Origin of the sequence: Roseobacter phycocola, assembly GCF_042055075.2 — a bacterium.
GTDB lineage: Bacteria > Pseudomonadota > Alphaproteobacteria > Rhodobacterales > Rhodobacteraceae > Roseobacter.
This window is the reverse complement of the sequence record NZ_CP194010.1, coordinates 528,468-552,975: the sequence shown is the minus strand read 5'-3', so window position 1 is coordinate 552,975 and position 24,508 is coordinate 528,468. Positions and strand designations below refer to the sequence as shown.

General features: G+C 60.6%; 27 protein-coding genes and 1 pseudogene. 21 read left to right on the top strand and 7 right to left on the bottom strand.

Features of this window, described 5'->3' with window-relative positions:
* Window positions 1-82: 82 nt before the first annotated feature.
* A complete protein-coding gene (locus tag AB4K19_RS02895) occupies window positions 83-1,066 on the top strand; it encodes a LysR family transcriptional regulator (protein WP_375230444.1) in 984 nt (327 codons plus the stop codon).
* On the opposite strand, the gene AB4K19_RS02890 is transcribed toward AB4K19_RS02895, so the two are convergent.
* Window positions 1,049-1,999 (bottom strand): LysR family transcriptional regulator, encoded by a 951-nt coding sequence (locus tag AB4K19_RS02890; RefSeq protein ID WP_436398971.1) that lies wholly within the window; start codon window positions 1,997-1,999, stop codon window positions 1,049-1,051. The genes AB4K19_RS02895 and AB4K19_RS02890 overlap by 18 nt on opposite strands.
* Window positions 2,000-2,089: 90 nt before the next feature.
* Between AB4K19_RS02890 and AB4K19_RS02885 the strand changes: the two genes are divergently transcribed.
* From AB4K19_RS02885 to AB4K19_RS02845, 9 genes are read left to right on the top strand one after another with little or no spacing between them, the layout of a single operon-like run.
* Window positions 2,090-3,154: a maleylacetate reductase gene (locus AB4K19_RS02885; RefSeq protein ID WP_436398970.1), complete on the top strand. Its 1,065-nt coding sequence runs from the start codon at window positions 2,090-2,092 to the stop codon at window positions 3,152-3,154.
* A 30-nt stretch (window positions 3,155-3,184) separates the two neighbouring features.
* Window positions 3,185-4,459 (top strand): ABC transporter substrate-binding protein, encoded by a 1,275-nt coding sequence (locus AB4K19_RS02880; RefSeq protein ID WP_375230440.1) that lies wholly within the window; start codon window positions 3,185-3,187, stop codon window positions 4,457-4,459.
* Window positions 4,460-4,480: 21 nt separating this feature from the next.
* Entirely contained in the window at window positions 4,481-5,200 is a 720-nt protein-coding gene (locus AB4K19_RS02875; protein ID WP_375230439.1) for an ABC transporter ATP-binding protein, read from the top strand.
* The gene (locus tag AB4K19_RS02870; RefSeq protein ID WP_436398967.1) at window positions 5,200-5,907 is read left to right on the top strand and encodes an ABC transporter ATP-binding protein; all 708 of its coding nucleotides are present in this window, start codon (window positions 5,200-5,202) and stop codon (window positions 5,905-5,907) included. Before AB4K19_RS02875 ends, AB4K19_RS02870 begins: the two co-directional genes overlap by 1 nt.
* A complete protein-coding gene (locus AB4K19_RS02865) occupies window positions 5,904-6,767 on the top strand; it encodes a branched-chain amino acid ABC transporter permease (RefSeq protein ID WP_375230437.1) in 864 nt (287 codons plus the stop codon). The genes AB4K19_RS02870 and AB4K19_RS02865 overlap by 4 nt, the downstream gene beginning before the upstream one ends.
* Window positions 6,767-7,822: a branched-chain amino acid ABC transporter permease gene (locus AB4K19_RS02860; protein ID WP_375230436.1), complete on the top strand. Its 1,056-nt coding sequence runs from the start codon at window positions 6,767-6,769 to the stop codon at window positions 7,820-7,822. Before AB4K19_RS02865 ends, AB4K19_RS02860 begins: the two co-directional genes overlap by 1 nt.
* A 2-nt stretch (window positions 7,823-7,824) precedes the next feature.
* Window positions 7,825-9,579 (top strand): FAD-dependent oxidoreductase, encoded by a 1,755-nt coding sequence (locus tag AB4K19_RS02855; RefSeq protein WP_375230435.1) that lies wholly within the window; start codon window positions 7,825-7,827, stop codon window positions 9,577-9,579.
* Between the two features lie 10 nt (window positions 9,580-9,589).
* The gene (locus tag AB4K19_RS02850; protein ID WP_375230434.1) at window positions 9,590-10,471 is read left to right on the top strand and encodes an intradiol ring-cleavage dioxygenase; all 882 of its coding nucleotides are present in this window, start codon (window positions 9,590-9,592) and stop codon (window positions 10,469-10,471) included.
* Window positions 10,468-11,310 carry a 3-keto-5-aminohexanoate cleavage protein gene (locus AB4K19_RS02845; RefSeq protein WP_375230433.1) on the top strand — a complete coding sequence of 281 codons (843 nt, stop codon included), beginning with the start codon at window positions 10,468-10,470 and terminating at the stop codon, window positions 11,308-11,310. Before AB4K19_RS02850 ends, AB4K19_RS02845 begins: the two co-directional genes overlap by 4 nt.
* Before the next feature lie 55 nt (window positions 11,311-11,365).
* Here the strand turns inward: AB4K19_RS02845 and phnF are convergent, their stop codons facing one another.
* The gene (gene phnF, locus AB4K19_RS02840; RefSeq protein ID WP_375230432.1) at window positions 11,366-12,082 is read right to left on the bottom strand and encodes a phosphonate metabolism transcriptional regulator PhnF; all 717 of its coding nucleotides are present in this window, start codon (window positions 12,080-12,082) and stop codon (window positions 11,366-11,368) included.
* Between the two features lie 91 nt (window positions 12,083-12,173).
* On the opposite strand from phnF, the pseudogene AB4K19_RS02835 reads away from it, so the two are divergent.
* The 8 genes and pseudogenes from AB4K19_RS02835 to AB4K19_RS02800 form a co-directional block, all read left to right on the top strand.
* Window positions 12,174-12,440, top strand: a pseudogene (locus AB4K19_RS02835) (phosphonate C-P lyase system protein PhnG); the annotation flags it as partial.
* 42 nt (window positions 12,441-12,482) lie between these two features.
* On the top strand, window positions 12,483-13,343 hold the full coding sequence (locus AB4K19_RS02830; RefSeq protein WP_375230957.1) for an alpha-D-ribose 1-methylphosphonate 5-phosphate C-P-lyase PhnJ: 861 nt from the start codon (window positions 12,483-12,485) through the stop codon (window positions 13,341-13,343).
* Window positions 13,340-14,116, top strand: coding sequence for a phosphonate C-P lyase system protein PhnK (gene phnK / locus AB4K19_RS02825; RefSeq protein WP_375230431.1), 777 nt, complete (start codon window positions 13,340-13,342; stop codon window positions 14,114-14,116). The genes AB4K19_RS02830 and phnK overlap by 4 nt, the downstream gene beginning before the upstream one ends.
* Before the next feature lie 8 nt (window positions 14,117-14,124).
* Complete coding sequence (locus AB4K19_RS02820; protein ID WP_375230430.1) at window positions 14,125-14,808, top strand: phosphonate C-P lyase system protein PhnL; 684 nt, start codon at window positions 14,125-14,127, stop codon at window positions 14,806-14,808.
* Window positions 14,805-15,356, top strand: a complete 552-nt coding sequence (gene phnN / locus AB4K19_RS02815) for a phosphonate metabolism protein/1,5-bisphosphokinase (PRPP-forming) PhnN (protein ID WP_375230429.1) — start codon at window positions 14,805-14,807, stop codon at window positions 15,354-15,356. Before AB4K19_RS02820 ends, phnN begins: the two co-directional genes overlap by 4 nt.
* A gap of 61 nt (window positions 15,357-15,417) precedes the next feature.
* Window positions 15,418-16,602: an alpha-D-ribose 1-methylphosphonate 5-triphosphate diphosphatase gene (locus AB4K19_RS02810; protein WP_375230428.1), complete on the top strand. Its 1,185-nt coding sequence runs from the start codon at window positions 15,418-15,420 to the stop codon at window positions 16,600-16,602.
* A gap of 156 nt (window positions 16,603-16,758) precedes the next feature.
* On the top strand, window positions 16,759-17,229 hold the full coding sequence (locus tag AB4K19_RS02805; protein WP_375230427.1) for a CIA30 family protein: 471 nt from the start codon (window positions 16,759-16,761) through the stop codon (window positions 17,227-17,229).
* Window positions 17,226-18,047, top strand: a complete 822-nt coding sequence (locus tag AB4K19_RS02800; RefSeq protein ID WP_375230426.1) for an aspartate dehydrogenase — start codon at window positions 17,226-17,228, stop codon at window positions 18,045-18,047. Before AB4K19_RS02805 ends, AB4K19_RS02800 begins: the two co-directional genes overlap by 4 nt.
* 5 nt (window positions 18,048-18,052) lie before the next feature.
* Here the strand turns inward: AB4K19_RS02800 and AB4K19_RS02795 are convergent, their stop codons facing one another.
* Genes AB4K19_RS02795 through AB4K19_RS02775 form a run of 5 tightly spaced genes read right to left on the bottom strand, consistent with a single transcriptional unit; the run spans window position 18,053 to window position 22,301 of the window.
* Window positions 18,053-18,814: a hydroxypyruvate isomerase family protein gene (locus AB4K19_RS02795; protein ID WP_375230425.1), complete on the bottom strand. Its 762-nt coding sequence runs from the start codon at window positions 18,812-18,814 to the stop codon at window positions 18,053-18,055.
* Window positions 18,811-19,461 carry a 3-oxo-tetronate 4-phosphate decarboxylase gene (gene otnC / locus AB4K19_RS02790; protein ID WP_436398961.1) on the bottom strand — a complete coding sequence of 217 codons (651 nt, stop codon included), beginning with the start codon at window positions 19,459-19,461 and terminating at the stop codon, window positions 18,811-18,813. Before otnC ends, AB4K19_RS02795 begins: the two co-directional genes overlap by 4 nt.
* A 52-nt stretch (window positions 19,462-19,513) precedes the next feature.
* Window positions 19,514-20,200, bottom strand: coding sequence for a GntR family transcriptional regulator (locus AB4K19_RS02785; protein ID WP_436398959.1), 687 nt, complete (start codon window positions 20,198-20,200; stop codon window positions 19,514-19,516).
* Window positions 20,197-21,219: a Gfo/Idh/MocA family protein gene (locus AB4K19_RS02780; RefSeq protein WP_375230423.1), complete on the bottom strand. Its 1,023-nt coding sequence runs from the start codon at window positions 21,217-21,219 to the stop codon at window positions 20,197-20,199. The genes AB4K19_RS02785 and AB4K19_RS02780 overlap by 4 nt, the downstream gene beginning before the upstream one ends.
* Window positions 21,216-22,301: an isocitrate/isopropylmalate dehydrogenase family protein gene (locus AB4K19_RS02775; protein WP_375230422.1), complete on the bottom strand. Its 1,086-nt coding sequence runs from the start codon at window positions 22,299-22,301 to the stop codon at window positions 21,216-21,218. Before AB4K19_RS02775 ends, AB4K19_RS02780 begins: the two co-directional genes overlap by 4 nt.
* Window positions 22,302-22,460: 159 nt before the next feature.
* Between AB4K19_RS02775 and AB4K19_RS02770 the strand changes: the two genes are divergently transcribed.
* The 3 genes from AB4K19_RS02770 (at window position 22,461) to AB4K19_RS02760 (ending at window position 24,508) form a co-directional block, all read left to right on the top strand.
* On the top strand, window positions 22,461-22,751 hold the full coding sequence (locus AB4K19_RS02770; RefSeq protein WP_375230421.1) for a putative quinol monooxygenase: 291 nt from the start codon (window positions 22,461-22,463) through the stop codon (window positions 22,749-22,751).
* Window positions 22,748-23,551 (top strand): N-acyl homoserine lactonase family protein, encoded by an 804-nt coding sequence (locus AB4K19_RS02765; protein WP_375230420.1) that lies wholly within the window; start codon window positions 22,748-22,750, stop codon window positions 23,549-23,551. The genes AB4K19_RS02770 and AB4K19_RS02765 overlap by 4 nt, the downstream gene beginning before the upstream one ends.
* Window positions 23,552-23,692: 141 nt before the next feature.
* The gene (locus tag AB4K19_RS02760; RefSeq protein ID WP_375230419.1) at window positions 23,693-24,508 is read left to right on the top strand and encodes an urease accessory protein UreD; all 816 of its coding nucleotides are present in this window, start codon (window positions 23,693-23,695) and stop codon (window positions 24,506-24,508) included.

Below are 24,508 nucleotides of genomic sequence, written 5' to 3'. Positions count from 1 at the left end.
ATGCGAGTGACGTTAACGAAACGGAAAATAAAAACAAATTTGAATATCTTTTATTTCCATAAATTGCATTTATGGTTCTGGTATGAATATTTCGCAGATTGCCGCCTTTCAGGCCGTTATGACATCCGCCTCTCTTTCCGATGCTGCCCGTAAGCTGGGCCGTACGCAGCCCGCCGTCAGCGCCTCCATCCGCACGCTGGAAGATCAGCTTGGGCTCAAACTGTTTGAACGCAAAGGCCGCAAGCTGGAACCTGTACCCGAAGCGCAGTACCTGCTGACTGAAACCGATGCGATCCTAAGCCGCCTGACCCGCGTGCGTCAGACCATGCGCAGTCTGGTGGATGGTCAGGCCGGAACGCTCAAGGTTGCCGCAATGCTGGGGCCGGTTACCCGGTTGTTCCCGAAATTCATCGCGCACGAAATTGACAGCAGTTCGGACATCACGGTCACGCTGCTGGCGCGGACATCCGCACAGATCGCGGAACTTGTGCGCGCCCAGAGCATTGATTTCGGGTTTGCCGACGCCCCGCAGGACCGCGAACCGGAGAACCTCTACACAACGGACATCGTTTCGGCTGACTGCTTTCTGGCACTGCCGAAAGATCATCCGCTGGCCGCGAAAACAGCCGTTTCAGTCGCGGACCTGCATGGCCAGCCGATGGGATCACTGCAATCCGGCCATGCTCTGCAATCGGACATCCGCGAACTGTTCCGGGCCGCGGACGCTGACCTGCGCACGGTTCTGGAATGCCAGACTTTTCTGCCGATCCTGCAGTTTGTGCAGGCGGGTCAGTGCTGTGCCATTATTGACCCGCTCACCGTCGCCCACGTCACCCAGACTGTGGGAGCCGCGGATGGCATCGTGCTGCGGCCGATCAAAGAGCACCTGAGGTACGAATATGCCATTTTCGCCCCGCGTTATCGCCAGGTTTCCATGCTGGCCGACAAACTGCGCGAGAGCTGGTACACTGAAGTTTACAGTCTTCTGAACGGCGTCGGAGCCGCCCCTGCTGAAGAGCCTCCGGACAACGCGGGCGAGCGCCGGCGCTCAGGCGCGCCAGACTGAGTTGCGTCCTTTTTCGCTGATCTGCAACGCAAGGTCCGAGAATTCGTCCTCGATGTAACGCTGAAAGCGGCGTACGGCCGGGCGCGCCTGTCGGTCGCCGCGCCACAACAGGCCCAGTTCACGGTCCGGGTGGTCAATCCGGATCGGCAGCGAGGTGACCGCGCGGGTGTGCTGCTGCATGAAAACGACTGAATACGGCAGCACCGTCAAGGCCTCGGACCCTGCCATCACACTGATAATGGAGGCCAGCGAACCACCCGTGAAACTGACGCGGAAATCCGTGATGCCGATGCTCCTGAGCGCGTTCCGCAGATCTTCATAGAGCGGGCTACCGGCAGGCGGTGCAATCCACGAGTAGGGCGCGATGTCCTGCAGCGTCAGCGTAGGTTTGCGCGCCAGCGGATGTGAGGGCGCGCAGGCAATCACGTTCCGGCCCTGCAGAATCGGTTTGAACGACAGCCCTTCGGGAACGCTGTCCGGCCTGACCGGACAAATCGCAATGTCCACGTTCCCGACATTGAGCTGTTCCGTCAAAAGATCGAGATAGCCATAAGTCTGGTGCACAGACACTTCGGGATGGGCCGTCTGAAAGGACGCAATCATGCTGGATATGACTCCGTCCATAAAAATAGGCGTCCCCGCGAGACGCGCTGTCCCGGATTTTCCGGCGTTGTATAGTTCTGCCGCCTGTTCTGCGGCGAGGCTTGCCTGCGCAATGATACGGCCCTGCTCTGCCAGGGACCGGCAGAGTTCGGTCGGCCGCAGTGGTTTTTTTCCCTTTTCGAAAAGACGCGAACCCAGACGGGCCTCGAGCATTGCAATTGTCCGTGACAGACTTGGCTGAGACTTCCCGATCACCCGCGCGCCTTCGCTCAGCCCCCCCGCATCCGAAATGGCTGCGAGGATTATCAGGTGATTTGGATCAATCTTCATAACATTGCGTTATATTCTTTGTTCCAAATTCGATCAACTATCACATTCCTGGCGGATATCACCGGTTTCACAAAGGTTAACGGGGCCGGAATGACAGTCGATCACAGGACAACAGAAACCCAAGGGCGCGTCCGTTTCGGCGCAGGTCTGCGGCACGACATCGCCGATGAAGTTGCCCGGCTGGGTGCCGGGCAGGCGCTGGTTCTGTCGACCCCACACCAAAGCGAAAGCGCTCTCGAGATCGCGGAACGGCTGGGACCGGCGGCTGTCGGGGTCTTCTGCCGTGCGGCCATGCACACCCCTGTAGAGATCACTGAAGAGGCCGTCAGCCACACGCGTGAGACGGGGGCGGATTGCCTCGTGTCCGTTGGTGGCGGCTCAACAACCGGGCTTGGGAAGGCTATCGCGCTGCGCACCGACCTGCCCCACATTGTGATCCCCACGACCTACGCCGGCAGCGAGGCAACACCTATTCTGGGACAGACCGAAAACGGGGTCAAAACCACGCTGACCGACGCCCGCGTGCTGCCACAGGTCATTCTCTATGACCCGGAGCTTGTCACCAGCCTGCCCGTAAAGATGACCGTGACGTCAGCGCTCAATGCAATGGCCCACGCGGCTGAAGCGCTTTATGCAACAGACAGGACTGCGGCGACAGACAGTCTCGCAACAGATGGGCTGCGCGCCTTTGCTGATGGCCTGCCCCGCGTGCTGCAGTCGCCGGAGGACACCGGCGCCCGCGAGGAAACGCTGCGCGGGGCCTGGGCCTGTGGCACGGTTCTCGGGCAGGTCGGTATGGCGCTGCATCACAAGCTCTGCCACACGCTTGGCGGCGCTTTCGACCTGCCGCACGCAGACACCCATGCGGTGATCCTGCCCCACGCGATCAGCTACAACGCGGAAGCGGCCGCAGAGGCCCTGCGTCCCATCTGCGAAATATTCGGCGGATCGGCGCCCGGGGCAGCATTGCACCGCTTTGCTGCCGGAATGAACGCGCCAGTTGCGCTGCGTGATCTGGGCCTGCGCGAGGCAGATCTGGACCATGCCGCAGACCTTGCCACACGCCGCCCCTACCCCAACCCACGATCCATGACCCGTTCGGACATCCGCGCGCTGTTGCAGGCAGCCTGGGCCGGCGGCGCACCAGACCAATAAAAAGCCGATGACGTCAGGGAGACCAGCATCATGATCACACGCCGTACACTTCTCAAGAACACCGCAGCCACCAGCCTGAGCCTTGCCGCGGCACCGCTGGCCGCGCCAGCACTGGCACAGGGGGCCCGGATCCGCCTTGGCTATGTCAGCCCACAGTCCGGCCCCCTCGCGGCTTTTTCCGAAGCTGATCAGTTCATCATTGATGGCTTTTTGGGGTCAGAGGCCGCTGCCGAATTCGAAGTGGTCGTCAAAGACAGTCAGTCCAACCCGAACCGCGCCGCAGAAGTCGCAAAAGAACTGATTATTGACGACGAGATCGACATGATGCTCGTGGCCTCAACGCCGGAGACCACGAACCCGGTTGCGACCACCTGCGAGGCCGAGCAGATACCGGTCATTTCGACCGTCGCACCCTGGCAGCCATGGTTCATCGGCCAGCAGGGCAATCCCGGCGACCCCGGTTCATGGCGCCCGTTTGACTACAGCTTTCATTTCTTCTGGGGGCTCGAGGACGTGATCAGCGTTTTCACAGCGATGTGGAACCAGCTGGACACCAACAAACAGGTTGGCGGCCTTTTCCCTAACGATGGCGACGGCAACGCCTGGGGAGACCCGAATGTGGGTTTCCCGCAACCCCTGGCAGCCCAGGGATATGGCCTGACGGATCCGGGTCGGTACCAGAACCTGACGGACGACTTCAGCGCCCAGATCAACGCCTTCAAGCAGGCAGACTGCGATATCATCACCGGGGTCCCGATCCCGCCCGATTTCACCACGTTCTGGACCCAGGCCAAACAGCAGGGCTTCACACCCAAGGCTGCAAGCATCGGCAAGGCCATCCTGTTTCCGCAGGCCGTTGAGGCACTTGGGGATCAGGGGCACAATCTCAGCTCCGAAGTCTGGTGGTCCCCGACGCACCCGTTCACCTCTACGCTGACCGGTCAGTCTGCCGGTGATCTGGCTGCGGGTTACACCGCTGCAACCGGAAAACAGTGGACACAGCCCATCGGGTTTGCACATGCGCTGTTTGAAATGGCCGCTGATGTGATGGGCCGCGTTGAGGATACACGCGACCCGGATGAAGTTGCCGCCGCGATCGCTGCCACAGAACTGAATTCGATGGTTGGACGCCTCGCGTTCGATGGCGCCGGGCTGCCGCCTTTTGCCGCTGCAAATATCGCCAAAACACCGCTGGTGGGCGGCCAGTGGCGGCTGGGGAGTGATGGTGGCTATGACCTCGTGATCGTCGACAACAGTGATCATCCGGACATCCCCGTTGGCGGCGCAATGCAGGCCATCAGCTGACATCAGAGCCGGGAGCAGATCATGTCCATCCTGTCATTGCAGAACGTCAGCAAGAGCTTCGGGGCGCTGAAGGTGACCGATGATGCCAGCTTCGATGTGCCCGAGGGCCAGGCCCTCGGGATCATCGGGCCCAATGGTGCGGGAAAGTCTACGCTGTTCAACCTGATCACCGGCAACCTGCGCGCCGATGCGGGCAGCATCCGGTTCGGCGGCTGGGATGTGACGCGGGTCTCAGCGATGGAACGCTGCCTGACCGGCATCGGCCGCTCGTTTCAGATCCCCCAGCCCTTTGAAAAGCTGACGGTTTACGAGAACCTCGTGGTTGCCGCGACGCATGGGCGCAATCTGAGCGAAGCAGCAGTTCTGGATGATTGTGCTGACGTTCTGGAACGCACGGGCATGATCCACCGCGCCAATATGGCCGCCGGACAACTGTCTTTGCTGGAGCGCAAACGTCTCGAACTGGCGCGTGCGATGGCGACAAAACCAAAGCTGCTGTTACTCGATGAGATTGCAGGCGGCCTGACCGAAGGAGAATGCCAGGCGCTGATCGGGACGATCCGGGACATTCACGCGCAGGGCGTGACCATCATCTGGATTGAACACGTACTGCACGCGCTGACGTCTGTGGTTGAACGCCTGCTGGTGCTGGATTTCGGTCGTGTTGTAGGCATCGGCGAGCCGGACGACATCATGGCCAGCCGCGAAGTACGCGAAATCTATCTGGGGATCGACGTCTGATGGGGCTGCTGCGGACAACCGGCCTGACGGCCGGATACGGTGATTTTCAGGCACTGTTCGGCGTCGACATCGAGCTGAGGGAGGCGGAAACCGTTGCCATCATCGGGGCCAATGGTGCCGGAAAAACCACACTGATGCGCTCCGTTGCCGGCATTCTGCGCAACGATGCAGCGTCGGTGCAGTTCGATGGCGCGGACATCGGTGCCCTGCCCGCGGATGAAATCGTCACGCGCGGCGTGGCCATGGTGCCTGAAGGGCGCCGCCTTTTCCCGTCCCTCACGGTCGAGGAAAACCTGCTGATCGGCGCGTATGGCCGCCGCACGAGGGGGCACTGGACGCTGGATACGGTCTATGAGCTGTTCCCCGTACTGAAAGAGCGCCGGAACACGCCGGGCACCGCCCTGTCAGGCGGTCAGCAACAGATGGTAGCCATCGGGCGCGCCCTGATGAGCAACCCGCGTGTGCTTTTGTGCGATGAAATCAGTCTTGGACTCGCACCAGTCGTGATCCGCGACATCTACAAAGCCATCCCGGCCATTAAAGCCGCAGGTGCCAGTCTGATTGTGGTGGAGCAGGACATATCGCAGGCGCTGGCCGTCGCCGACCGCGTCTATTGCATGATGGAAGGGCGCATCACCCTTTCTGGCACACCGGACAGTCTGAGCCGCGACGCAATCCACGATGCCTATTTCGGAGCAAACCAATGATCTGGATTGATACGATCCTGCAGGGCATCCTGCTGGGTGGTCTTTACGCACTCTTCGCGGCAGGTCTGAGCCTCGTCTTCGGGATCATGCGTCTGGTGAACCTCGCGCACGGCGATCTGATCGTCATGGGCGCCTATCTGATCCTGGTTCTGGTGACTCTGCTGGGCCTGCCGCCCTTTGCCGCACTGCTGATCGCCATGCCGCTGATGTTCTGCATGGGCTGGGGGCTGCAGAAATTCCTGCTGAACCGGACCCTGGGCGACGACATTCTGCCCCCCCTGCTGGTCACTTTCGGACTGTCGGTTGTGCTGCAGAATGCGTTGCTTGAGACATTCTCTGCGGACAGCCAGCGTCTGCCGACGGATGCTCTGACGACCGCATCTGTTCAGCTGGGCCCGGTCGCTCTGGGTGTGATGCCCCTGCTGACTTTTGCCTCCGCAGTACTGGTGATCGTCGGCCTGAACCAGCTCTTTTACCGCACCAGCCTCGGGCGCGCTTTCCGGGCCACATCGGATGATGCCGTAACAGCAAGCCTGATGGGTATTCGGCCTGCCAGTATTTTCGCCACGGCCACAGGTATCGCACTGGTCATCGTCACCATCGCAGCACTCTACCTCGGCCTGCGGGCAAACTTTGACCCGAACATCGGGCCGGCACGCCTGATCTATGCCTTTGAGGCCGTGATCATCGGTGGGCTCGGATCGCTCTGGGGCACGCTGGTGGGCGGGATCATCATTGGCGTGGCGCAGACCGTCGGCGCTGCGGTCAATCCCGAATGGCAGATTCTCTCAGGCCACATCGCATTTCTGATCGTGCTGCTGATCCGGCCACGCGGTCTTTTTCCAAGGGCACATGACTGATGAGCTATTCCGTTTCCGTTCAGACACCCGCTTCGCGCATCACGACAGCCGCTGCCGGTCTTCTCGTGCTGGTGCTCGTTGCTCTGCCGTTCTTTGCCGGGCGCGGCACCATCCGCGATATGTTCTTTATTCTGACCATGCTTGTGCTGGCCCAGTTCTGGAACCTGCTGGCCGGATATGGCGGGCTGGTCAGCATTGGCCAGCAGGCCTTTGTCGGTGCCGGGGCGTATGCGCTTTTTGGCGCGGTCATTCTCTGGGGCATGGATCCGGTGCCTGCCATTCTGCTGTCAGGCATCGCTGCACTGGCAATTGCCGTGCCAACCGGCTTTTTCGCGTTCCGCCTGAATGGCGCCTACTTTGCGATCGGCACATGGGTCATCGCCGAGGTCGTACGCCTGCTGATGGCCCAGTGGAAAACGCTCGGCGGCGGCACCGGCACCTCGCTGCCACGCGACGCAACGCGTGATATGTGGTTCGTCGGGCTGATCGAGGAGACACTGGGTGTCAGGTCGGCCGCAGCCCGCGATATTCTGGCCTACTGGCTGGCGCTCGCGCTGGCACTGGCAACCATCGGCGGCATCTACTGGCTGTTGCGCACCCGGCGCGGTCTGGCCCTTGCCGCTGTGCGCGACAACATAGAAGCCGCAAAATCCGTAGGCGTTGATGCGGCGCGCATGAAATGGATCGTTTTCCTGACCTCTGCTTTCGGCACCGGCCTCGCGGGCGGACTGATCTATATGCAGAAAGCCCGGATCAGCCCGGACGCTGCCTTCAGCGTCACAGACTGGACCGCCTATGTGATCTTTATCGTCGTCATCGGCGGGATCGGCACCATCGAGGGCCCGATCATCGGTGTGCTCGTGTTCTTTGCCCTGCAGTCACTGCTGGCCGATTTTGGCAGCTGGTACCTGATGAGCCTTGGTGTGCTGGCCATTGTGATCATGCTGATCGCACCGCGCGGCCTCTGGGGCCTGATTTCGGAACGCACCGAGCTCGACCTTTTCCCAATCCGCCGCCGGCTCACGGGCGGCAAACTGACCCAAGCGGAGGATTAAACATGGCAGATATCACAACAGATGTGCTGGTCATTGGAACCGGACCGGCCGGCTCGGCAACTGCCGCGCTGCTGTCGACCTATGGCATCGAAAACATGGTGATCAACCGGTATCGCTGGCTGGCCAACACCCCGCGCGCACATATCACCAACCAGCGCACGATGGAGGTCCTGCGCGATCTGGGGCGCGAGGTGGAGAATGAGGCCTATCTCTTTGCCGCCGAGCAGGAGATCATGGGCGAGAATGTTTTCTGCGAAAGCCTCGCTGGCGAAGAAATCGGCCGCATGAAAAGCTGGGGCACGCACCCGTTGTCCAAGGCTGAACACCTGTTGTCGTCACCCACCTTTATGAATGACCTGCCCCAGACGTTCATGGAACCGCTCCTTTTCAAGACGGCTTGTGCGCGCGGCACGCAGGCCCGTATGAGCACGGAATACCTGCGCCACGAACAGAACGGGGATGGTGTAACGACGACATGCCTCGACCGGCTGACCGGAAAAGAGATCACCATCCGTTCAAAATATCTGGTCGGTGCTGATGGGGGAAACTCACTGGTGGCTGACCACATTGACCTGCCATTTGAGGGTCAGATGGGCGTGGGCGGCTCGATGAACATTCTCTTTAAAGCGGATCTTTCGCGCTTTGTCGCCCATCGCCCCTCCGTTCTCTACTGGGTGGTGCAGCCGGGTGCCGATGTGGGCGGTATCGGCATGGGGCTGGTGCGTATGGTCAGGCCCTGGAACGAATGGCTGATCGTCTGGGGCTATGACATCAACCAGCCCGCACCGGAGGTCGACACGGCCTTCGCAGAAAAGGTCGTGCGTGACCTTGTAGGCGACCCTGATCTTGAGGTCGACATCACAAGCTGGTCCACCTGGACGGTCAATAATTACTATGCGACGCACCTGCAGAAAGACCGGGTGTTCTGCATGGGTGATGCGATCCACCGCCATCCACCGTCGAACGGACTGGGGTCCAACACTTCGATCCAGGACGCTTTCAACCTTGCCTGGAAACTGGCAGCTGTTCTGCGCGGCGAGGCGGGCCCCGCCCTGCTGGACACTTATTCGACCGAACGGGCACCGGTGGCCAAACAGATCGTCACGCGGGCCAACCAGTCCATCGGCGAATTCGGACCCATCTTTGAGGCTCTTGGCCTTACTGAAAGCAATGATCCCGAAACCATGCAGAAAAACCTCGAAGGCCGCTGTGACCCGACGCCGGATGCCGAACGGCAGCGCGCAGCCATCCGCGAGGCGATCGCCTTCAAAAAGTATGAGTTTGACGCACATGGCGTCGAAATGAACCAGCGTTACAGCTCGGAGGCTACAGTCACCGACGGGCAGGTTGAACCGGACTTCCGCCAGGATGCCGACCTGCATTACCAGCCCACGACCTGGCCCGGCGCGCGGATCCCGCATGCCTGGCTCTTTAACCAGAAAGGCGGCCGCCATTCGACGCTGGACCTTGCGGGGGGTGGTGCATTTACGCTCTTTACCGGTCTGGGTGGAGCGCCCTGGGCAGAGGCTGCGAAAACGGCGGCAGCAGAGATGGGCATAACACTGCACACGCATATTATCGGGCCACGGCAAGAATATGTGGACCATACCGGAGACTGGGCACGGGCGCGCGAAGTCGGAGACGCGGGATGTATCCTGACGCGGCCGGATCAGCACGTCTGCTGGCGCCATGACGGCCTGCCCGAGGACCCCACAGCCGAGCTGACGCGCGTCCTGTCAGCCGTACTCGCCAGATAGGAGGCACGCCATGAGCACCGAAAAGCCGGGTTATTTTACCGAAGAGAACTCCGCTGACGTCGTGATCAGCCGCAACGCGGATGCCAGCGACAAACGCTTTGCTGAGGTTATGGCCGTCATCACAAAGCACATGCATGCTGCGGTAAAGGAAATCGAGCCCACCCAGGAAGAATGGTTTGAGGCAATCAAATTCCTGACCAGTGTCGGGCATACCTGCAACGACTGGCGGCAGGAATTCATCCTGCTGTCGGACAGTCTCGGCGTTTCGATGCTGGTGGATGCAATCAATAACCGCAAACCCTCCGGCGCCTCAGAGTCGACGGTCCTGGGTCCCTTCCATGTCCCGGACGCGCCCGAACTGCCGATGGGCGCCGACATATGTCTGGACCAGAAAGGGGAACCAATGCTCGTGCGCGGGCGCATTATGGGCACAGACGGGCAGCCACTGGATGGCGCCAAAATCGATGTCTGGCAGGCGAACGACGAGGGCTTCTACGATGTCCAGCAAAAGGGTCTGCAGCCGGATTTCAATCTGCGGGGCGTTTTCCGGACAGGCCCTGACGGAACCTACCACTTCAAAGGCGTGAAGCCGAAATTTTATCCCATTCCTGACGATGGTCCGGTGGGTCAGATGCTGCAGAAACTCGGTCGCCATCCTTACCGTCCGGCACATCTGCACTACATCCTCGAAGCACCGGGGTTCGAGACCCTGATCACGCATATCTTTGATCCCGACGATCCTTATATCCATTCGGACGCCGTTTTCGGCGTAAAGGAAAGCCTGCTGGCAAAATTCGACCTGATTTCAGATCCGGAACAGATCGCCCGGGCCGGATTTGATCGTCCCTACTACGAAGTCGTGCACGACTTTGTTCTGGCACCCGCCAAATGAGTACGCCCTGCATGATCTGCGTGGCGATCACAGGGTCGCTGCCACGCAAGGAAAACAATCCTGCCGTCCCGATCACTGTGAGCGAGCAGATTGAGAGCACACATGAAGCGTTCGAGGCCGGTGCGAGCATTGTCCACGCGCATGTCCGCAATGAAGATCAGAGCCCCAGCAGCGATCCCGACAAATTTGCAGCCCTGAAGGAAGGCATCGAAAAACACTGCCCGGGCATGATCATCCAGTTCTCAACGGGCGGGCGCTCCGGAGCGGGCCGGTCGCGCGGTGGCATGCTGCCGCTTGCGCCCGATATGGCGTCCCTTTCTGTGGGATCAAATAACTTCCCCACGAGGGTCTATGAAAACCCGCCTGAACTGGTGGATTGGCTTGCCGGTCAGATGGCCGCCCACGGGGTCCGGCCCGAAATCGAAGCCTTCGACCTGTCGCATATCCTGAAGGCTGCGCAGATGCATGAGGCCGGTCAGCTGACCGAGGCGCCTTACGTACAGTTTGTCATGGGCGTCAGGAACGCGATGCCCGCAGACCGGGAGGTTTTTGAATTCTATGTCAGAACCGTCCGGCGGCTGTTCGGTCCGGATGCCCCCTGGTGTGCCGCCGGGATTGGCGCAAACCAGCGGGTTCTCAATGAATGGTCAGTTGGTGCCGGTGGCCATGCCCGCACGGGCCTCGAAGACAACGTCCGCCTCGACCGGAACAGGCTTGCCCCGTCGAACGCGGCCCTGGTACGCCTTGTCACCGACATCTGCGAACAGCACGAACGGCCGGTCGCCACATGGCAGCAGGCCCGCAGTATCCTTGGGCTGCGGGAGCCGGTTTCGCCCTGATCCCGAAACCGGCATGCGGGCCGCCCCCGGTTGCAAGTCAGCTGTCTTTAGAGCCCTAACCAATAATCAGCGTTACCCGGTCCCCGGCGAAAACAGTCCGGCCAAATTCGACAGGCTGCCCGTCATCTGTCGCGTTGACCCCGGTTGACCGCAGGAGCGGATCGCCCTCGCGCAGATGCAGGTGCAGTGCCTGGGTGGCATCTGCCAGCACAGCGGTGAGCCGGGTTGAAATGCGCGCGTAATCAGTCACGCCCAAAAGATCCAGCGCCTGGGTTACCCCGCGTGTATGCTGCAGTGCCTGTGCAATGCCAGGCAGTCTGGTTTCCGGAAAGATGCTCTCGAAAAGGGCTATGGGCTGCCCGTCGGCGAAAGACAGACCGTGATAGGAGCAGACCGGTTCGCCCGCCTCCAGACCGAGCGCCCGCGCCTCGCCGGCCGCTGCAGCACGCGTCTCGATCTGCAGTATACGTTTTTCCGGCGATCGCCCCGCCGCCAGCAGATTTTTGTGAAACCGCACGCGGCCACCGATCGGGTAATCCGTCGGCGTATCTGCCACAAAAGTGCCCGCGCCGCGCCGTGTACGCACCAGCCCCTCTTCTGTCAGATGCGCCAGCGCGTGGCGGACCGTATGCCTGTTGACCCCGAACCTTGCCGACAGCGCGGCTTCGGTCGGCATTCTGTCTCCAGGCCGGTACCGCCCTTCGGCAATGTCGCCCCGGATCTGCCCTGCAATGGCCAGCCAGACAGGTGTCTTGCGGCGTTTGTTGGTCATGTTGGCCGCTCCTCCGGAAATCATTGCTTCGCGTTCAGCGGATTCATAGTATGATATGTCTAGTTGTATAGAATGAAGCAAAGTTGTCGAGATGAAAGACTTTCCGGATCAGGATACTGACCGCAAGGCGTTGATAGGCCTGCTGGCCCGCGCACAGGCAGGTCCGATTTCCGGCCTTCTTGATACGCATGATATGCGCCGTGACTTTGACTGGTTGCGCGAGCCGGAGATTGACAGTGTCATGGTGCGTGGCCGCGCCGTGGGCACGGGAACACTTTTCAAACTTGGCGCAATGACTGTCACACGCTGCACGCTGCGCCTGACGTCCGGCGGGGTCGGACATGCATGGATCAGGGGGCGGCGCAAAGCCTGCGCAGAGGCGGCACTTGTGGATGCGCTGATGCAGACCGATCACGCCTACAACTTCGCCTGCCTGGATGAGCAGACCAAACGCATGATCCGCCGCGCCATCCTCAAGGGCCTTGCGATTCCCGGCTATCAGGTGCCCTTTGCCAGCCGCGAGATGCCCATGCCCTATGGCTGGGGAACAGGCGGCGTGCACGTGTCGGTTGCCGTGATGACGCCGGATGACTGTCTGAAAGTGATCGATCAGTGTTTTGTTGACACGACAAACGCGGCCTCCATCCACAGATTTTTCGAACGGACCGCTGGTGTGCGGACCACAACACACACAGAAAAGGCGACGGTCATTCAGACCCGACACCGCATCCCTGAGACACTGCTGAAGGAAAGTCAGATATTGGTCTATCAGGTCCCGATCCCGGAGCCCCTGCGTTTTCTGGAACCACGAGAGCAGGAAACCCGCAGGATGCACAGCCCGGAGGAATACGGTCTGATGCATGTCAAGCTCTACGACTACATCAGCCGTCACGGACACATCGCCGCGTCCTGTGCCTATCCGGTCCGTGTGGAGGGCCGGTATGTCATGGACCCTTCGCCCATACCAAAATTCGACAACCCCAAACTCGGGGATATGGCCGCGATCCAGCTGTTTGTGACCGGGCGGGAACAGCGCATCTGTGCGCTGCCGCCACGGACAAGTGTCGTCAGTCTCGATTTTGAGGATCATCCGTTTGATCCCTCCGGAGCTGACCAGGCCTGCCGTCTCTGCGGCGCCGTCCAAAGCTGTCTGGACGAAGTCATCACGGACGATGCCGGCAACCGGATGCTTGTCTGCTCTGACACAGATTTCTGCACACGCACGAAGGCAGAAAGCGGAACGGGCGGGACCACGCCATGACAGAGACGGCGCAGCTTTCAGCACGCGATGTCGGAAAGAGTTACGACCGGCACATTGGCTGCGCTGGTGTGTCGTTTGACCTCTACCCCGGCGAGGTTATTGGCATCGTGGGGGAATCCGGGTCCGGCAAATCCACACTGCTGAATTGCCAGGCCGGGCATTTGGTGGCGGACACAGGATCAGTGATCTTTGACACGCGCGCCGACGGACCGCGCGATACAGTCGCCATGTCAGAACCGGAACGCGGGATGCTCGCGCGCACGGACTGGGCGTTCGTGCACCAGCACGCGCAGGATGGCCTGCGCATGGGTGTCACAGCCGGTGGCAATGTGGGCGAGCACCTGAAGGCCGTGGGTGCCCGGCGCTATGGCGACATCCGTACTGAGGCAAAGGAGTGGCTGGTACGCGTTGAAATTGATCAGGACCGTATTGACGAGCGCCCCGGCACCCTTTCCGGCGGCATGCAGCAAAGGCTGCAGATCGCCCGGAACCTCGTATCTGGTCCCAGACTGGTGTTTATGGACGAACCCACCGGCGGGCTGGATGTCAGTGTGCAGGCCCTTTTGCTGGATCTGTTGCGCGGGCTGGTGCGGGACATGGGGCTGTCGGCCGTTATCGTGACCCACGACCTTGCTGTTGTGCGCCTGCTGGCGGACAGGCTGATGGTCATGAAGTCCGGACGGGTTGTCGAAAACGGGCTCACGGATCGCTTTCCGGATGATCCGCAGCACCCCTATAGCCAGCTGCTGGTCAGCTCTGTACTGCAGGTGTGAGGCGGGCCATGATCGAACTGCAAAACGTTTCAAAGACACTTGTTCTGCACACCCAGGGAGCGGCGGAAATTCCCGTTCTCAAGGGCGTTTCGCTGCGCGTTTCACCCGGCGAGTGTGTCGCCCTGACCGGAGAGTCGGGCACCGGCAAATCGACGCTGATGCGCATGATTTACGGAAACTGCATAGCCGGGTCAGGTCAGATCATTGTCGGGGACACTGACATAACCGCCGCACAGCCGCGGGACATTTTCCGGACGCGGCGCAAGGTTCTTGGCTGTTTCAGCCAGTTTCTGCGGGTTGTTCCGCGCGTTGCGGCCCATGATGTGGTCGCGGTACCCCTTTTGATGACAGGCATTGACCCCGCCGAAGTACGCGACAGGGCTACAAAACTTCTGGAACGCCTGAATATACCAACAGCCCTGATGGATCTGTCCCCCACTACGTTTTCGGGCGGCGAACAAAAAAGGGTCAACATTGCGCGGGGTTTTGTCCGGGCATATCCCGCGATGCTTCTCGACAAACCGACGGCCAGTCTTGACCCTGTAAACCGGGACATCGTTCTGAGCCTCATAGAGGACGCAATGGAGCGTAGCGCTGCCATCATCGGCATTTTCTATGACAAAACCGCGCGCAACCGTGTCTCTACCCGCGCCATCGATGTCACCGAATTTACGCTTGGGGGCTCGCAATGAATGAGGGATATCTGATCGCAGTTGTCGGCCCGTCCGGCGTGGGCAAAGACAGCGTCATTGCGGGTATCGCTGCGGCACGGCCCGACCTGCAGGTGGTCACGCGCACCATCACGCGGCCAGCCAATGCACCTGGCGAGAATTTTCACGCCGTCAGTTCCGCGGAATTTGACGGTATAGTCGCGCAGGGTGGGTTTTGTCTGCACTGGAATGCCCATGGCCTTCGGTACGGCATCCCCGCACAGGTTGCATCAGACGTTCAGGCCGGACGCCATTGCATCGCGAACCTGTCACGCGGGGTTCTGACGGATGCCGCTGCTCTGTTTCCCGCTTTGCTGGTTCTGAACATCACCGCAAGACCGGAAACCCTTGCCCACCGGCTGGGCACCCGAGGCCGTGAAACCGCCGCTGAAATTGCGCACCGGCTTGCGCGGAACCCGGGGCCATTGCCCGACAATGCGAACGCCGTAACCATCCCGAACGACGGCCCGCTCAAAGAAACCGTAAGCGCAGCACTTGTGGCGCTCGACCAGAGAGGTGCCGTTGCATGAAAAATCACCACCACCCGCCGCACACCCATCCAAAGACACGCAAAACTGAAAGCCGGACACCATGAATTCACCTGATCTTTCAGCAAACACTCCGAATAATGAGGAAAGTGACGCGCTCTGTCTCGCCAACGCACGGCTTGTTCTGAACGACAGCCTGCTGACCGGCAGCGTGCACCTGCAGAACGGGCAGATCTGTGACATCCGGGAAGGCACCACGGTACCGCCCGGAGCCGTAGACTGTGGGGGCGATTACGTGCTGCCGGGCCTCGTGGAACTGCACACAGACAATCTGGAACGGCATATTGAGCCCAGACCCGGAGTGGACTGGCCCCACATGCCTGCGCTTTTTGCGCATGATGCTGAACTCGCGTCGACCGGCATCACAACTGTGTTCGATGCTTTGCGGGTTGGCTCTATACACAACAGCACGACACGCTACGGTGCCTATGCACGCCAGATGGCCGGTGAAATCCTGGCAGCCCGGCAGGCCGGTCACCTGAGGATCAGCCATTACCTGCATCTGAGGGCAGAGATCTGTTCTGAAACCCTGCTGCAGGAAATGGCGGAGTTCGGCCCGGAAGACCGCATCGGCATTGTCAGCCTGATGGATCATACGCCCGGTCAGCGGCAGTTCAGCGATCTGGATGTCATGAAAGCCTATGTGGCCAAAAAACGCGGACTGACGGATGCGGAATTCACGCGCCATGTCGTACATCTGCGCGAACTGCAGACGGTTTACGGCGCTAAACACGAAGCAGGTGCAGTGGCTGAGGCGCGGCGCTATGGCGCTGTTCTGGCCAGTCACGATGATACGACAGCGGATCAGGTCAGACAATCGGCCGCCAATGGTGTAAATTTTGCGGAGTTCCCGACAACCCAGGAGGCCGCACAGGCCTGTGCGGAGGCCGGCATTGCGGTGATGATGGGAGCGCCCAATATCATCCGCGGCGCGTCACATTCCGGCAACGTCTCGGCCCGGGAACTTGCCGGGGCCGGTCTGCTGGACATCGTTTCTTCGGACTACATTCCCTCCGCCCTGCTTTTGTCGGCCTTCCATCTGGCGGACATCTGGCAGGATCTTCCCCGTGCTGTCCGGTGTGTTACCGACAACCCCGCAAAGGCCGCGGGCCTGACAGACCGGGGACAAATAGAGGCCGGGCTGCGCGGTGATCTCGTGCGGGTCAGCGACAGCGGCCCCACGCCACGCATCCGCGGAGTCTGGAGCCGGGGGCACAGAGCGGCATGATTTCGCCCCGGAATGCCTTGCCCGCAACACTATGTGCGCCAGGTTGAAACAGGGAATGACAGTTCAGCTGACACAAAAATGACCGCGGCCATGCAGAAACACATCATGGCCTTGGTATTGTGCGGCCTGAGCGCCCCGGCAGCAGGAGACCCGGCTTTGGAATTTACCCCCTCATGGGAATATGTCGCGGACAGTGTCATGGGCGGGGTTTCTGCCGGACGTGCCGAGGAAACCACAGTGGACGGACGTCCTGCCATCCGGCTGACAGGCAAGGTTTCAACCGAAAACAACGGCGGGTTCATCCAGATCGCTTTTGACACGGAAACAGGCTCCGGACCCTTTGACGCCTCCGCCTGGCAGGGCATTGAGATTGACGTGCAGGGCAATTCAGAAACCTATGACATCCGGCTCAGAACCGATCAGCTGCGCAAGCCCTGGCATTCCTATCGCGCATCGTTCCGGGCTGACCCTGACTGGTCCAGTATCCGGGTGCCGTTTTCAGATTTTGAACCTCACAGAACAGATATCACCTTTGACCCTTCACGGTTGCGGCGCGTCGGCATCCTTGCAATCGGGCGTGAGTTTCAGGCCGACATCGCAGTTTCAGGCATAAGGCTTTACCGATGAGCAGGCAGTCAGATCCCCGGCAAAAAAGACAGGTCGCGATTATTGGGTATGGTGCCATTGGCGCCGAAGTCAGCAACAGGCTGCAGGAAGACCCGGATGTGACGCTGGCGGCTGTTCTGGTCCGGCCCGCAAGGGTCGCTGAAACCCGGGCGTTGCTTGGCCCTGGTGTGTGCGTTGCGGCAAGTCCCGAAGAGTTACCCGGCGATATAGATTTTGTCCTGGAATGTGCAGGGCACGCAGCCGTACATGATGTCGCGCCGCGTGTCCTTCACCGGGGCATTGATGTGGGCATACTTTCCGCAGGCGCTCTGGCGGACCCCGCTACGCTGGACCAGCTGCAGACAGCCGCACGCGCGGGACATGCGCAGGCGTCGGTCCTGCCCGGTGCCATCGGCGGGATTGATGCACTTGGGGCAGCGCAGGGCGGTATCGACAGTGTGGAATATTCCGGACGCAAAGCACCACAGGCCTGGCAGGGAACGCCGGCCGAGGACATGTGCGATCTTGCGACCCTCGAAAAACCAGAAGCGTTTTTCACGGGCTCCGCCCGGGAAGCGGCCCATCTGTTTCAGAAAAATGCCAATGTGGTAGCGACCGTTGCACTGGCTGCGGTCGGGTTTGACCGCACCCGGGTGACGCTGATTGCAGATCCGGGTGCAACAGCGAACACGCACCGCATTCAGGCAGAGGGACCAGCCGTTGCAGTGGACTACAGCACGACCGGGAAACCACTCGCATCAAACCCGAAAACTTCGGCACTGACGGCGCTCAGCGCGTTACGAGCATTGCGCAACCGCGGGCGTCTCATCCGTATCTGAAAAGGTCAGAACAGGCGCATCCAGTCGAGTGTCTCCTGGGTTGGCTGTTTCGGTTTGTATTCCGCCCCCAGCGGACGCGCGTAACCCAGTGCCGCAAGATGCTCAAAGATATGGGCATAGCTGATCTCACCGTGATCGGGCGTGCCCCTGTCCGGCACCGATGCGAACTGGATGTGACCAATCACAGGCATCAGCCGCGTCAGTCTGTTCGTCAGGTCCCCTTCGTTCAGCTGCACATGGTAGCAGTCAAACATCAGTTTCAGGTTGCCTGCACCAACACGCGCGATGATATCTGAGGCCTGATCTGTGGAACTCAGGAAATACCCGGGCGCATCGTAACCGTTCAGTGGTTCAATCAGAATTGTCAGCCCATGCGCACCCGCGCGGCCGCAGGCGTATTCCAGGTTTTCCACGAAAACGGCATCTGCGGCGGGACCGGAGGCAAAGCCTGCCATCACATGTACCGCGCCGGCGCCGATTTGCTGCGCGTATTCCACGGCCTGATCAATGGCGGCACGTGCCTCGGCCTCGCGGCCGGGCAGGGCCGACAGGCCGTTTTCGCCGGCGGCGGTATCCCCGCGCACAGTATTGAGCCCCAGCATCGGCAAACCGGTTTCGTCCAGCGCGTCGCGCACGCCACGGGCATCGTGCTCATATGGCCAGTGGCACTCCACAGCGTCAAATCCGGCGGCATGGGCTGCACGGATGGCATCAGCGAGCGGCAGATCCGCCCAGAGAAATCCAAGATTGGCTGAGAATGCTGTCAATCGTCCCACTCCACATCAAAGCGGCTGACCAGCCCGCTGACCTGCTCCTGCGTCAGCATTCTGGCATCAATCCCCCGCATCATCATGGCAAGCCGCGCCGTGTCTTCCAGTTCTTCGATGGCGTTGCAGGCGGCCTCCACGTCCTTTCCCGCCACAACCGGCCCATGGTTGGCGAGCATCACGGCAGAGCGTTTTCCGGCCAGACCACGCACGGCGTCGCCCATGGCCGGATCCCCCGGCATGAAGAAAGGCAGCAGCTTTACCCGGCCCAGCTTCATGATTGCGTAGGGTGTCAGCGGTGGCAGAAAGTTGTCCTCATCGGCATCCGGCATCATCGACCAGGCCACCGAGTGGCACGCATGCAGATGCACCACGGCCCCGGCAGTACTGCGCGTCTCGTAGAATGCGGAATGCAGGGGCATTTCCTTGGTCGGCGGGTCCCCGTCGATCAGCCGGCCAGAGGCGTCGAACCGGCTCAGCCGGGCCGGATCAAGCCTGCCGAAACTCATGCCCGTGGGCGAAACCAGCAGACCGCCATCAGACGTTCGGACCGAGATGTTTCCGGTGCTGCCGCCCGTCAGCCCTCTGTTGAACATCGAGGCTGCCAGAGTGCAGATCAGTTCGCGCAGTGCAGTTTCAGAACTCATGGGCAAGGGTCATAGCAGGTTCGCCCGGCCACACAATGGTCCGCTGGTCCTGTCAAAGCTGGTGAAAGCGGTGCTGACGCAGCAGTGCGATCAGCATTTTACCCGCATCTGTCCGGTGCGCGTGGTGAATGGCGCGGGCAGTTTCTGCGTCGCCAGCCCGGATCGCTTCCAGGACACCCCGGTGGTCCTCGTGCGATTTCACCGGTGCAGGGCGCATGTAAAGAGTCATGGCGCGGGCCCGCCGCACCTGATCCGCCATCATCGCGGTGATCGCCTCAATACGGCGGTTGCCGCCCAGCCGCACAAGTTCGGTATGGAAACGTTCATCTGCGTCAGCCCAGGCCTGCCGGTCTTCTGACTGCAATGCGGCTTCCATGTCCGCTATGCTGCGCTCCAGAGGTTCCAGGTCCCGTTCCGCGGGCGGGATTGAGGCTGCGCGGGATGCTGCGAGCGCTTCAAGTTCGGTCAGTATGTCATAGATCTCCTGCATGTCTTCCGGCGAGACAGGCAGGATCCGGATGCCGCGCCTGGGCCTGACCTCGACCAGGCCCTGCGCTTCAAGCATCAGTGCGGCTTCACGCACCGGCGTGCGTGACATCCCCAGGCGCTCCGCCAGTTCTGTTTCCAGATGATCGGAACCCGGGGACAGTTCGCCTGCAAAAATTAGCCGCCTCAGCTCCCCCACAGCGCGGTAGCTGTTGGACTTTTCCCTGAAATCATTTGGCGGCCCGAAAATCATAGCATAACCTTACGCCCGTTTTCTGCAGAAGCGTAGATGGCATCCCGCACAGCGATAACCGTAAGGTAGTCTGCTGCAGTGTTTTCAGGCCCCGTGCCGTTTCTCAGAGAGTCGATTACATGGGACTGCAGATGCAGTACGCAGTCACCGCCAAAGCCTGTGGACTGATCCGGCCCGAGAATAATGTCTGTGTCATTGGACCCGAAAGCCCTGAAGGAAACACTTCCGTCGCCCAGCAGTGTGAGGCAGCCTCCGGTCCCTTCGAATGTCGCCTCGCCCATCGTACGGCGACGGTTTTCAGCAACATGGTCCGCCAGCCGGTTTCCGTCAAAAACGGTGCGCACCCCATCCGGATGGTCGAAGAGAACCATACCAGCGTCCTCGCCCGCAATCACCGGATTGATCTGGCGCAGGTCAGCATAGACTGCGGTTGGATTACCAAACAGAAACCGGAACGTATCAATCCAGTGCACACCTGTCTCATGGATCAGAAAGTGTGGCATCTGCTGGAAATATGGCTGGCGGTCCAGATAGGCATCCGGCCCCTGACCATCGCCCGGGCGCAGCCGGAAGGTGGCCTGCATCGGGGTGCCGATCCGACCGGAGTCGATCTGTTCACGGATGAAACGATACCAGGGCATGAAACGGAAGTTCTCATGCACCACGAGGGTTACACCGGCGGCATCCGCTTCGGCGGCAATGGTTCGGGCTTCCTCAAGGTCGCGGCAAAACGGTTTCTGGCAGATGATCGTGCCGACACCTGCAGCGATTGCCATCCGCACAGAGGGCGCATGCCCCGGCGGAGGAAGAATGATGTCCAGGACATCCGGAGTTTTCGCGGCAAGCAGTTCGGCCAGGCTGCCGAATGCTGGCAGCCCCGTCGCTTGTGCGGCGGCAATGTTCAGGTCGGCGGATGCGACGACTTCCACCCCTTCAATCCGGCTCCAGGCATCATAGTGAAACTGGCTGAAATAACCCGCCCCGAGGCAGGCAACGCGGATCGGGCCGGAAGCGTTCACAGGCCAAGTTCAGCGGCCACAGCAGCCGCTGCCTGTTCTGTTGTGGCCTGTCCGCCAAAGTCTGCTGTCAACACCTGCCCTCCTGAGATTACCCGCTCGACCGCCTCGCGCAAAACACGGCCGTCTTCGCGCAGCGCAGGCGCCTCGGAGCGGACGCCCAGCCATTCCAGCATCATAGCAGCCGAAAGGATCATGGCCATCGGGTTCGCAATCCCCTGCCCTGCAATATCCGGAGCAGAACCGTGGCATGGCTGAAAAACCGCATGCTTGAGTCCGATATCCGCCGACGGCGCGACCCCCAGCCCGCCCATAAGGCCCGCTCCGAGATCCGACAGAATGTCGCCGAACATGTTTTCCGTCACGAGAACATCAAAATCCCAAGGTTTCAGCACAAACCAGAGCGCCGTGGCATCCACATAGGCGTGGTCCGCCTGCAGATCCGGGTGTTTTTCAGCCTCTGCATCAAAAAGCGCACGGAAATAGGCAAAGGCGCGGAACACGTTGGCTTTGTCCACACAGGTGACCCGTCCCGGACCACGCCCCGCGGCGCGGCGTTCACGGGCAAGTCCAAAGGCAAACATAAAGAGCTTTTCCGAGATGTCCCGGGTGATCAGAAGCGTTTCGCGCGCTTCGTTCTCGCTGACTTCTCCACATCCCTGCGTATGAAACAGCCCTTCGGTACTTTCGCGGATCAGAACGAAATCAACTTCTTTGCCGGACGGCAGGTTCAGCGGTGTACGCTGCCCCGGAAAAATCCGAACCGGGCGCACGCCGGCAAACAGGGTCAGCTCTTTGCGCAGATCGATTTGAGGCGAAATTTCGGTGCCATCCGGATAACGAACAGAAGGCAGACCCATCGCAGACAACAAAATCGCGTCGGCCGCGCGCGCCGCATCAAGCGAAGCAGATGGCAGGGATTCCCCCGTTTTCGCATAGTGCGCAGCCCCCGCCGGCACCGCATCAAAGCTCAGCCGGTAGCCGCTCCTGGCTGCCAGCGCCGCAAGGATTTCAACGGTCGGCCGCGTGATTTCCGGCCCGATACCGTCGCCCTCAAAAACGGCGACCTTAAAACTCGACTTCATCTGAACTCCTGACTGCCCGGGTATTAAAAAGGTCTTTACACTTTAACGTATACATTAAAAAATGCAATAATAAATTCACAATATCTGACACGGTAATCTTGTCCGGTGCCCACCGGACGGTGCAAAGTCAGAGGCAACCAACGCCCGGGAAGGACAGATATGTACGCTGTTACCGTCACCTTTGAAATTTCACCGGGCAGAATGCCCGATTTTCTGCCGCTGATGTATGCAAACGCATCAGCATCCCTTTCGGATGAACCTGGCTGCAGGCAGTTTGACGTCGCGACCGACCCCGGGCGTCCGGAAACTGTTTTTCTTTATGAGATCTATGACAGCGAGGCTGATTTTCAGACGCATCTGACGCTGCCGCATTTTGTGAAATTCGCTGCAGAAACCGATCCTATGGTTGCTGCCAAATCTGTTACAACCTGGTCGGATGTCCGCCAATGAGCACCTGGGAAATTCACGCCGTGAAATACGCTGACCGGAACAGCCGTACGCGACGGGACAGCTTTATCTTCGATGACAACCACGATGCGCCCCACCCGATGGACTACTTTATGTGGCTGCTGCGGTGTGGCCCGAGGACCATTCTTGTCGACACCGGTTATGATGACGCCGAAGCTGCCAGCCGGGACCGCCCGATCCGTCTGAATCCGGTCACAGCGCTTGCCCCGCTGGGCATTACGCCGGAGGCCATAACAGATGTCATCGTGACCCATCTGCATTACGATCACGCGGGCGGCCTGCATCTGTTTCCGAACGCCCGCCTGCACATGCAGGCGGCGGAAATGGCTTACGCGACTGGTCCCTGCATGTGTCATGACACGCTCCGGATGCCGTTCACCGCCGGGCATATCTGCGAAGCCGTGCAGCGGCTTTACTCCGGCAAGGTGATCTTCACGGACGGGGATGCGGAGATCGCTGACGGGGTTACGGTTCATTGCATCGGTGGCCACAGTCGAGGCCTTCAGGCCGTGCGTGTACGTACGGAACTGGGTTGGATGGTGCTGGCCTCGGACGCTGCGCACTACTATGAAAACTTCGTCGCGAGGAAACCCTTTCCGATCGTTGTCGACCTGCAGAACATGCTGGACGGGTTCGATACGCTGCTGCGTCTGGCCAGCAGACCGGAACTGATTGTGCCCGGGCATGACCCCATCGTGTGTGAGGTTTTCGCGCCGGGCGCTGCCGATCACATCCGGCGGCTGGATCCTGGTCCGCAACGCCCTGTTCCCGGCCTTTCATGAGTGCAGCCTGCGCGACCTGCTGAAAAAATGTGCAACCGTCCGCAAATTGCGCCAGAAAGTTAAAAGAAATTGGTCAAACCCGGAGCCGCATGGGAAGGTCTGCTGATCCTCTAATGCCTTCCGGAGCGGCCTCTCGTGCTGATGTCCACGCCTACTCATCTTGACCAGCCCCGCGCCATTGGAGAGGCCGGCATCTCAGTCAGGGCGCGGAGCGGCAAGACTGTCATTGACACTCTGCGGCAGGCCGGTGCGCTCAAAGTGCTTTTCCCGCGCAACCGGCGGGATGTTGAAGCCGTTCTCGTTAACACGGCTGGTGGTGTTACCGGGGGCGACCGCTTCGCGACTGCAGCTGAAGCAGCGATCGGCACACATCTGACAGTCACAACCCAGGCAGCTGAACGCGCCTATCGTGCGCAGGAAGGCCAGACGGGTCAGATTGTGAACCGCCTCGAAGCCAAAGGCGACGCGACGCTTCACTGGCTGCCCCAGGAAACCATTCTGTTTGACGGCGCCGCACTGTCGCGGGACCTGCAGGTCGATCTGTCCGGCGACGCCCGGTTCCTGATGGTGGAGCCTCTGATTTTCGGACGTCAGGCCATGGGCGAGGATGTGCGGAGCCTTTCCTTCACAGACAGGGTCGAGGTGCGGCGCGCGGGCAAGCCGCTGTGGGTCGACGGGCTGCGTTTTGCCGGCGATGCCGCAGCACAGCTCGACCGCCCCGCTGTTGCCGGCGGTGCCCGCGCGATGGCAAGTATTCTCTGGGTGCACCCCGCCGCCGAAGGCGCGCTGGACCTTGTGCGGGAAATTGCAGGCCCCACCGGCGGCGCGAGCCTTCTGGCGCCCGATGTTCTGGTCTGCCGCATTCTGGCCGACGATGGTTTTCGCCTGCGCCAGTCGCTGGTGCCCCTGCTCGACCACCTTTCACAAGACAAACTGCCAAGATGCTGGAGACTCTGA

Coding starts and splice junctions, on each gene's coding strand:
- AB4K19_RS02765 (WP_375230420.1), top strand. CDS start 22,748: ATGAGCACCTGGGAAATTCACGCCGTGAAATACGCTGACCGGAACAGC.
- AB4K19_RS02855 (WP_375230435.1), top strand. CDS start 7,825: ATGGCAGATATCACAACAGATGTGCTGGTCATTGGAACCGGACCGGCC.
- AB4K19_RS02770 (WP_375230421.1), top strand. CDS start 22,461: ATGTACGCTGTTACCGTCACCTTTGAAATTTCACCGGGCAGAATGCCC.
- AB4K19_RS02880 (WP_375230440.1), top strand. CDS start 3,185: ATGATCACACGCCGTACACTTCTCAAGAACACCGCAGCCACCAGCCTG.
- AB4K19_RS02820 (WP_375230430.1), top strand. CDS start 14,125: ATGATCGAACTGCAAAACGTTTCAAAGACACTTGTTCTGCACACCCAG.
- AB4K19_RS02830 (WP_375230957.1), top strand. CDS start 12,483: ATGCAGACCGATCACGCCTACAACTTCGCCTGCCTGGATGAGCAGACC.
- AB4K19_RS02850 (WP_375230434.1), top strand. CDS start 9,590: ATGAGCACCGAAAAGCCGGGTTATTTTACCGAAGAGAACTCCGCTGAC.
- AB4K19_RS02885 (WP_436398970.1), top strand. CDS start 2,090: ATGACAGTCGATCACAGGACAACAGAAACCCAAGGGCGCGTCCGTTTC.
- AB4K19_RS02775 (WP_375230422.1), bottom strand. CDS start 22,301: ATGAAGTCGAGTTTTAAGGTCGCCGTTTTTGAGGGCGACGGTATCGGG.
- AB4K19_RS02875 (WP_375230439.1), top strand. CDS start 4,481: ATGTCCATCCTGTCATTGCAGAACGTCAGCAAGAGCTTCGGGGCGCTG.
- phnF (WP_375230432.1), bottom strand. CDS start 12,082: ATGACCAACAAACGCCGCAAGACACCTGTCTGGCTGGCCATTGCAGGG.
- AB4K19_RS02785 (WP_436398959.1), bottom strand. CDS start 20,200: ATGATTTTCGGGCCGCCAAATGATTTCAGGGAAAAGTCCAACAGCTAC.
- AB4K19_RS02800 (WP_375230426.1), top strand. CDS start 17,226: ATGAGCAGGCAGTCAGATCCCCGGCAAAAAAGACAGGTCGCGATTATT.
- AB4K19_RS02860 (WP_375230436.1), top strand. CDS start 6,767: ATGAGCTATTCCGTTTCCGTTCAGACACCCGCTTCGCGCATCACGACA.
- phnN (WP_375230429.1), top strand. CDS start 14,805: ATGAATGAGGGATATCTGATCGCAGTTGTCGGCCCGTCCGGCGTGGGC.
- AB4K19_RS02760 (WP_375230419.1), top strand. CDS start 23,693: ATGTCCACGCCTACTCATCTTGACCAGCCCCGCGCCATTGGAGAGGCC.
- AB4K19_RS02845 (WP_375230433.1), top strand. CDS start 10,468: ATGAGTACGCCCTGCATGATCTGCGTGGCGATCACAGGGTCGCTGCCA.
- phnK (WP_375230431.1), top strand. CDS start 13,340: ATGACAGAGACGGCGCAGCTTTCAGCACGCGATGTCGGAAAGAGTTAC.
- AB4K19_RS02895 (WP_375230444.1), top strand. CDS start 83: ATGAATATTTCGCAGATTGCCGCCTTTCAGGCCGTTATGACATCCGCC.
- AB4K19_RS02890 (WP_436398971.1), bottom strand. CDS start 1,999: ATGAAGATTGATCCAAATCACCTGATAATCCTCGCAGCCATTTCGGAT.
- AB4K19_RS02870 (WP_436398967.1), top strand. CDS start 5,200: ATGGGGCTGCTGCGGACAACCGGCCTGACGGCCGGATACGGTGATTTT.
- AB4K19_RS02810 (WP_375230428.1), top strand. CDS start 15,418: ATGAATTCACCTGATCTTTCAGCAAACACTCCGAATAATGAGGAAAGT.
- AB4K19_RS02865 (WP_375230437.1), top strand. CDS start 5,904: ATGATCTGGATTGATACGATCCTGCAGGGCATCCTGCTGGGTGGTCTT.
- otnC (WP_436398961.1), bottom strand. CDS start 19,461: ATGAGTTCTGAAACTGCACTGCGCGAACTGATCTGCACTCTGGCAGCC.